The sequence below is a fragment of the Pseudomonadota bacterium genome (assembly GCA_026388255.1).
GTDB lineage: Bacteria > Desulfobacterota > Syntrophorhabdia > Syntrophorhabdales > Syntrophorhabdaceae > JAPLKB01.
On sequence record JAPLKC010000003.1, the window covers coordinates 1 to 7,459 of the forward strand.

Annotated in this window: 10 protein-coding genes; 7 read left to right on the forward strand and 3 right to left on the reverse strand. The window is 41.0% G+C overall.

The annotated features are described in order from the left end of the window. The 7 genes from NT178_00030 to NT178_00060 form a co-directional block, all read left to right on the forward strand. Nucleotides 1–483 (forward strand): molybdopterin-binding protein (locus NT178_00030; GenBank protein ID MCX5810925.1); only part of this gene is annotated, 483 nt, incomplete at its 5' end. 21 nt (nt 484–504) lie between these two features. Then, nucleotides 505–648: a hypothetical protein gene (locus NT178_00035; GenBank protein ID MCX5810926.1), complete on the forward strand. Its 144-nt coding sequence runs from the start codon at nt 505–507 to the stop codon at nt 646–648. 2 nt (nt 649–650) lie between these two features. Then, complete coding sequence (locus NT178_00040) at nt 651–2,585, forward strand: molybdopterin biosynthesis protein (protein ID MCX5810927.1); 1,935 nt, start codon at nt 651–653, stop codon at nt 2,583–2,585. A 19-nt stretch (nt 2,586–2,604) separates the two neighbouring features. Beyond that, nucleotides 2,605–3,579: a GTP 3',8-cyclase MoaA gene (gene moaA, locus NT178_00045; protein MCX5810928.1), complete on the forward strand. Its 975-nt coding sequence runs from the start codon at nt 2,605–2,607 to the stop codon at nt 3,577–3,579. A gap of 11 nt (nt 3,580–3,590) precedes the next feature. After that, a complete protein-coding gene (moaC, locus tag NT178_00050) occupies nt 3,591–4,073 on the forward strand; it encodes a cyclic pyranopterin monophosphate synthase MoaC (protein ID MCX5810929.1) in 483 nt (160 codons plus the stop codon). A gap of 45 nt (nt 4,074–4,118) precedes the next feature. Beyond that, the gene (locus tag NT178_00055; protein ID MCX5810930.1) at nt 4,119–4,556 is read left to right on the forward strand and encodes an MOSC domain-containing protein; all 438 of its coding nucleotides are present in this window, start codon (nt 4,119–4,121) and stop codon (nt 4,554–4,556) included. Continuing rightward, on the forward strand, nt 4,553–5,041 hold the full coding sequence (locus NT178_00060; GenBank protein MCX5810931.1) for a MogA/MoaB family molybdenum cofactor biosynthesis protein: 489 nt from the start codon (nt 4,553–4,555) through the stop codon (nt 5,039–5,041). Before NT178_00055 ends, NT178_00060 begins: the two co-directional genes overlap by 4 nt. A gap of 35 nt (nt 5,042–5,076) precedes the next feature. On the opposite strand, the gene NT178_00065 is transcribed toward NT178_00060, so the two are convergent. The 3 genes from NT178_00065 to NT178_00075 form a co-directional block, all read right to left on the reverse strand. After that, complete coding sequence (locus NT178_00065; GenBank protein MCX5810932.1) at nt 5,077–5,958, reverse strand: HDOD domain-containing protein; 882 nt, start codon at nt 5,956–5,958, stop codon at nt 5,077–5,079. A 155-nt stretch (nt 5,959–6,113) separates the two neighbouring features. Further along, complete coding sequence (locus NT178_00070; GenBank protein MCX5810933.1) at nt 6,114–6,827, reverse strand: sulfite exporter TauE/SafE family protein; 714 nt, start codon at nt 6,825–6,827, stop codon at nt 6,114–6,116. Nucleotides 6,828–6,923: 96 nt separating this feature from the next. After that, nucleotides 6,924–7,459, reverse strand: a 536-nt coding sequence (locus NT178_00075; GenBank protein ID MCX5810934.1) for an ATPase, T2SS/T4P/T4SS family, incomplete at its 5' end; no start/stop codon positions are given.

The window sequence follows — 7,459 nt, forward strand, 5'->3', positions numbered from 1 at the left end:
AAGTATGATATGATCCTGATTTCAGGAGGAAGTTCCAAGGGGGAACGGGATTATATTACAGATGTTATCGAAAAGCTCGGCGGCAGCATACTATTCCACGGGGTTAACATAAAACCAGGAAAACCTATCATATTCGGGAAGCTATGGGAAAAACCCATATTCGGGTTGCCAGGTCATCCCAACTCATGCATTATGGCTACAATCAGATTCGTAATCCCACTCCTTAAAAGGCTCAAAGGAGAGTCGATACATGATAAAAAAGGGATTACAAGTTTACTTACAACCAATATCCCCTCATCTTACGGCATTGAAGAATATGTGAGGGTCTCAATTGAAATCATTGACGGAACATACTATGCAACCCCAATCTTTGCAAAATCCTCCGTCATCTCTTCCCTTGCCCGTGCTTCAGGGTATGTTGTAATACCGGAGAGTACGGAAGGATGTGAGAAGGATGAAGAAGTGGAGGTTTATCTCTTTTAATATGAAAAGATATCTGAAAACATTAATGGAGTATCATATGCGACACCCATTTTCGCAAAATCCTCTGTCATCTCTTCCCTTGCCCGTGCGTCAGGCTATATAATAATCCCGGAAAGTACGGAAGGATTTGAGAAGGACGAAGAAGTGGAGGTTTATTCCTTTTAAATATGAAAAGATACCTCAAAACATTGCGGAGCGAAGAAGCCATCAGCAAGATACTTGAGAACACAAAGCCTATTGATGATGAAGAATATCTCCCCGTTTATCTGTGCAAGGCACGTATTACATCAAGGCCTGCATTTACCAGAATTCCGAATCCCTCCTTTTTATGCTCTGCTATGGATGGATACGCGACATCTTTTAAAAATACGCTCGAAGCAGACCTTGCAAGCCCTGTAAAATTAAAAAAAGATACTGACGCAACGCCTGTAAACACTGGAGACCCTATACCAAAAGATGCTGACGCAGTAATTATGATAGAAGATGTTGAGGAATCTGAAAAATATATAACCATCAGAAAACCGGCCTACCTCTGGCAGCACGTCCGAATGATCGGCGAGGATGTAATTGAAGGAGATATGCTTATTCCTACAAACCATAAAATAACTATTTTTGACATAGGAATGCTTATATCCGGAGCAGTTTCACATATCCATGTGAAACGTAAACCAAAAATTGCCATTATACCCACAGGCAAGGAACTGATAGATATATTCGAAGAACCGCTTGAACAGACAGATTCCCAGGGGCAAGCCCCTTTAATTGCAGTCGGCAGGCTTATAGATTTTAACTCTCATACCCTTTTAAAACTTTCAGAAGAAATAGGGTTTGATGCAATTAAAACAAGAATTGCCCGTGATAAGAAGATGTTAGAAGATATACTTAATGAAGTCATTGAAGATTGTGATGTAATTCTGCTTAATGCCGGGACAAGCGCCGGTCGCGAAGATTACACTGGTGATATTATTATGGAGATGGGGACTCTCATCTTTCACGGGGTATCCATGATGCCCGGCAAACCTACTATATTCGGCGTCATAAAAGGCAAGCCCATATTCGGGATTCCAGGATATCCCGTATCTGCCATACTAAGCTTTAAAACATTTGTAGAGCCTCTTTACGCAAAGATGAGCACAACAAGTTTTCGAAACAAATACATACAGTGCATTACCCCATACAAGATTCCTTCAAGGGTCGGGATTGAGGAGCTTGTGAGAGTAAACCTCATAGAAAAGCAGGGAACCTATTATGCCTTTCCTTTGCCCAGGGGGGCCAGCGTCTTCTCATCAATGGCAAATGCCGACGGCCTCATAAGGATTCCGGAAGATATTGAAGGTTACAATGAGAACGAAGAAGTCCAATGCGAAATTCTGGGAGAGGAAAAGGATCTGAAACAGAGAATCCACATCATCGGCAGCCATGATCTATCTCTTGATTTCTTAAGGGATATGATGAAAGTGAGACATCCTGATTTAGACGTCATTTCAACACATACTGGGAGTTTAAGCGGAATCTTTGCCTTTAAAAAAGGCGTGACGCAGCTCTGTACTACACACATTCTCGATGAAAATGAGAAAATATATAATATTCCCATATTAAAAAAATATCTGGACGATACACCCTTTATGCTTTTTCACATTGCCAAAAGGTCGCAGGGTCTTCTCGTCCGCAAGGGAAATCCGAAAAGCATCCAAAGCATAAAAGACTTGGCCCGACCTGATATAAAATTCATAAACAGACAGGCCGGTTCAGGCACCAGAATCCTTCTTGATACAATGCTGAAAGAACAGGGAATTAAAAAACACCTGATCAATGGCTACGATAGGGAAGAGTCGTCACATACGGCCGTTGGCATACTCATAAGAGAATCTATAGCAGATGCAGGTGTTGCTATCCATTCAATAGCCAGGATATTCTCTCTTGATTTTATACCCTTAGCCCAGGAGGATTATGACCTTCTTGTTGCAAAGGAGTTCGCGGAAGACAGGAGATTCAAAATGCTCATGGAACTGATAACTTCGGATGAATTTAAAAAAAGACTTGAAGACATGGGCGGTTACGATACGAAAGATACAGGTAAAATAAAATATATCAATAGATAGATAGCGGTGAACGATAATTATGCTCATTGACGAGTTTAACAGAATTATTAATTATGTAAGAATTTCCATTACCGATAGATGTAATCTAAGGTGTAAATACTGTGTTGACGGAACATTTCCCTTTATCCCTCATAATGAGATGCTTTCCTATGAAGAGATTATACGGTTTGTAAGAATATGCGCCGAGCTTGGCGTAAGCAAAATAAGGTTAACAGGAGGAGAGCCTCTCACGCGAAGGGGGATTTCTTATCTAATTGAAGAAATAAATAAAATACAGGGCATAGAAGATATAAGCCTTACCACAAACGGCGTTTTGCTCGGAAAAAACATTAATGAACTGAAGGAAGCAGGATTGAGAAGGGTAAATATCAGCCTTGACACGTTGAGGAAAGACAGATTTGCATATATAACAGGCGTTGATGCTTTCACCGATGTCATAAGGAGCATTAAGAAGGCCCATTATTCAGGGTTAAACCCGATAAAAATAAATTCTGTTATTATTAAAGGCTTCAATGATGACGAAATCCTCGATTTTGCAAAACTATCAATACGTTATAATCATCACATGAGGTTCATAGAATATATGCCTTTTGGCGATTCAGGAATGTGGGACAGATCAAAGATTGTCACATCAAGTGAAATCGAAGCCCGTATAAGAGAAGTATACGAACTGGAGTCTTCTGTTAATAATGAAAGAGGTCCTGCGAAGATGTTTAATATTAAAGGCGCAGCCGGCAAAATAGGGTTTATCAGTCCTGTATCTACACATATATGCTCAGAATGCAACAGAATTAGGCTTACTTCAAATGGTAGAATACGACCATGTCTATTTTCTGATGTAGGATACGACGTCAAGAAACTCCTGAGAGAAGGGAAAAGCAATGAAGAGATAAAGTCTTTTATAATCAATATCGTCAAGGTAAAGCCTGAAAGAAAGGATGAGATGGGGCAGATTAAAAAATGTCAGAGAAGTTTGCAGCATATCGGAGGATAAAGGAGAAAAAAATGAAGCTTACCCATTTAGACAGCAATGGTAAGGCGCGTATGGTCGATGTTACTGACAAAAAAGAAACTGAACGTGAGGCAAAAGCCTTTGGTGTGGTAAGAATGTCGCCGGAAACATACAGAAAAATTAAAAAAGGTGTAGGACCGAAGGGTGATATTTTTACTGTTGCCAAGATAGCAGGCATAATGGGGACGAAAAAAACACATGAGCTTATACCCCTTTGCCATCCTCTTGCTATTACACATATCGACGTCAGTTATAACTTTGTTGATAATGAATCCGCCGTGCAGATTACATCATCTGTAAAAATAAAGGGACAGACCGGTGTTGAAATGGAAGCCCTTACCTGCGTCATGCTCACTGCACTGACAATTTACGACATGTGCAAAGCCATTGATAAGGGCATTGAACTTGGACCATTCTATCTCCTGGAAAAGAGCGGAGGGAAAAGCGGCAGATATGTAAAAAAACGTGAAGCGTGATTTGTGAAGCGTCAAAATACGAAATACAAGATTCAGAGGTGAGGCATGAAAGGTAGGATCATTTCAGTAAACATCAGTAACAAAAAGGGCGAAAAGAAGCATGGTGTGGGAAAGTGCATGTTAATAAAAGATATGGGGCTTGAGAACGACGCACATGCGGGCTTTATGCACAGGCAGGTAAGCCTCCTTGCAAAAGAGAGCATCAAGAAGATAAAGGACATGGGAATTGATGTAGATTGCGGAGACTTTGCTGAAAACCTGACCACTGAAGGCATAGAACTCCCAATATTACCTATCGGCACAAAACTTAAAGTCGGGGACAACATTATTCTAAGAGTTACTCAGATAGGCAAAGAATGTCATGCCAGGTGCGCTATTTTTCAACAGGTCGGTGATTGCGTGATGCCGAGAGAGGGGATCTTTACCGAGGTACTCAATGAGGGGGAAATTAAGGCAGGAGATGAAATCGAGGTATTACAATGAAACACAGTGTTGTAATCATTACATGCAGCGATAAAGGCTCCAAAGGTGAACGTGAAGATAAAAGCGGACCTGCAATAGCTGAAATGCTGAAGGACTCTTACAATGTAAACAATATTCTCGTTGTACCGGATGAAACCGATATTATTGCCAATGCAATAAAAAAGCTCATTGATGAGCAGGGGATAGATCTTGTTATTACAACAGGCGGCACGGGTTTGTCAGACAGGGACGTAACCCCTGAAGCCACAAGGATGGTCATTGAAAAAGATTTGCCCGGCTTTGCTGAAATAATGCGCATTGAGAGTTACAAAATCACCCCTCACGGGATAATCTCGCGGGGCATCTGCGGAATAAGAGGCAAGAGCATAGTCATTAACCTCCCTGGAAGCCCCAAGGCAGCTACAGAATGCCTCTCCTTCGTGTCGGCTGCCCTACCCCACGCACTTAATAAGCTGAAAGGAGATACTGCCGATTGCGCCAGCTAATCCCAGTTCCAAATAAAAGCGCTATCATTGTTGGCTCAGTTTTTCAGAATACTTTCCATCTCTCCAATTTCATCATCAGCATTTTCTAAATCCCAGTTAAACTTAACCATATCTATTTCCAGGATCTTAGGATTGACTTTCTCAAGAACCTTGAATGCTTCTGTTTCGTTTAATATTACCCCGCTTATATCGCCCCCAAAACCAAAATCCTGGATCCTTGCCAGTTGATCTGCCAGTGAGCAGACAGCAACCGCCGTTTTGTTTTCTCCGGTAGAGTCCTGTACACAATGATGGTATCTGGCAACATCAATAAATATCTCCGGCAGTTTCCACTGCTCCATAATCCAACCGCCTACTATGTCGTGCGTTTCACCGAGAAACTTTTTCTCGGCTTCAATCATCGAGATACATTCGTCAGAAGTTGCATTAATGACAATTTCATATATTTCGTGGACGAATCTGTCCAATATGATCTTTCCGACATCATGAAGAAGACCTGAAAGGTAAACAGCTCCAAGGTCTTTCATATTCATCTTATTGCATAACCTCTTTGCAATTACCGCAGTAGCCACAGAATGTTTCCAGAATCTATTCGTGTCAAAGGTTTGTGCACCACGCGGTGGCTTTAATGCACCGTAAGCGCCACAGGCTATACAAATCATCGTAATTTCTTTGATGCCCAGCATTCTCACCGCATGGTCAATAGCCGAAACTTTATAAGGAAGACGGTAAAAGGCAGAATTCGCAACCTTCAGCACATTTATGCTCATTGACGGATCTTTTGAGATTATCCTTGCTAAAGAGTTTATATCGGAATTTTCATCATCAAGAGCCCGCAGCAGCTCTACCATTACCGCAGGGATCGGGGGCAATAAGTTAATGGCGCCCTCAAGTCTTTTCTTTAAATCCTTTATCATTTTATCAGATTCCAGACATAATAATTAACAAATTTAATTTCTAAAATATAATATCGGTCAAATGTCGCAAAGACTTAAGGATATTAAAAAGTTGCATCGGGGATTTTTTGGAGATGGGGTTGCCTTATGGGTTTCTAAGCCTTTATTTTCTATTTCTAAAGCCCGAGAAACTGTATTGCAATCCCGCAAAAAAAGATAACAGCGCCTGCCAAAGCATGGCTATACTTTTCCAGCCGTTTAAAGGGAAGAAAACTGATGCCCATGGAAGAAACTGCAACAATGCTTAACATGGTCACGATTGTAACCCCACCGAATACAAAAGTTACTGCTAACAGGCCAAAAACACTGCTTTTTGCTGCAGGATACATTAATATAGGTATAAGCGGCTCACAGGGACCAAAAACGAAGATTGTAAAAAGCACCCAGGGTGTAATATTTGTATTATTTTCAGCATTATGAATATGTGTATGATCCTCAGTATGTATATGTTCGTGGAGATGATTATCTCCATCTGTATGAAAATGCACATGTTTATGCGGTTTGTTTCTTAATGACCTCCTTAATCCCCAAACAAAATATACCAACCCGAAGGCAATGAGCGCCCATGCTGCAAGGTTACCGCGAAATGATTCCACTACTTCTAATTTAATAACGGCTATGCCTAAGGCTATGCCTAACATGCCCAATATAACCGAACTCCCGATATGACCGATGCCACACAAAAAGGTTATCCACATTGTCTTCATGAGAGACCATTTTCTTGCCTTGGCTATTACAATAAATGGTATATAGTGGTCAGGACCGATTAACGTATGAAAAAAACCTATTGAGGCGGCGGTGATTATAAGGATTGTCAATTCTTGTGACATAATTTTTAAAATTATAACACTATTTATAAAAATAATATAACAAAAAACAGGCTGCCTTGACACAAATATCCGGACAGCCTGTTTTTTGAAGCTTTTTTACTTCTGATCAACTTTCAGCTTAAATGACGACTCTTTCTTGTCAACCTCTTCTTTTTCAATGCCGGCCATCTTTATCTTCAACCTTAAATCATTGGGACTATCAGCATTAGCAATAGCATTTTTGTAATCAATCCTTCCCGCCTTATAAAAGTCCATTAAATGCTGGTCAAAGGTCTGCATGCCTTCATTATACGCTTCGGCCATTGTCTCTTTTAAAAGACCGACTTCGCCCCTCATAATAAGGTCTTTTATCCTCGGGCTGTCGAGCATTATCTCTATGGCTGCAACCCTTTTTCCTTCAACAGTCGGTATCAGCCTTTGCGATATGATTGCCCTCAGATTCAGGGCAAGCTGCATGTGTATCTGGAGATGCCTCTCTATAGGAAAGAAGTTCATGATCCTTTCAATTGCCTGGTTAGCATTGTTTGCATGGAGTGTACCGAGGGCAAGGTGGCCTGTTTCCGCAAATGTAATAGCATCTTCCATGGTTTCGGAATCCCTGATTTCACCGATAAGAATCACATCAGGCGCCT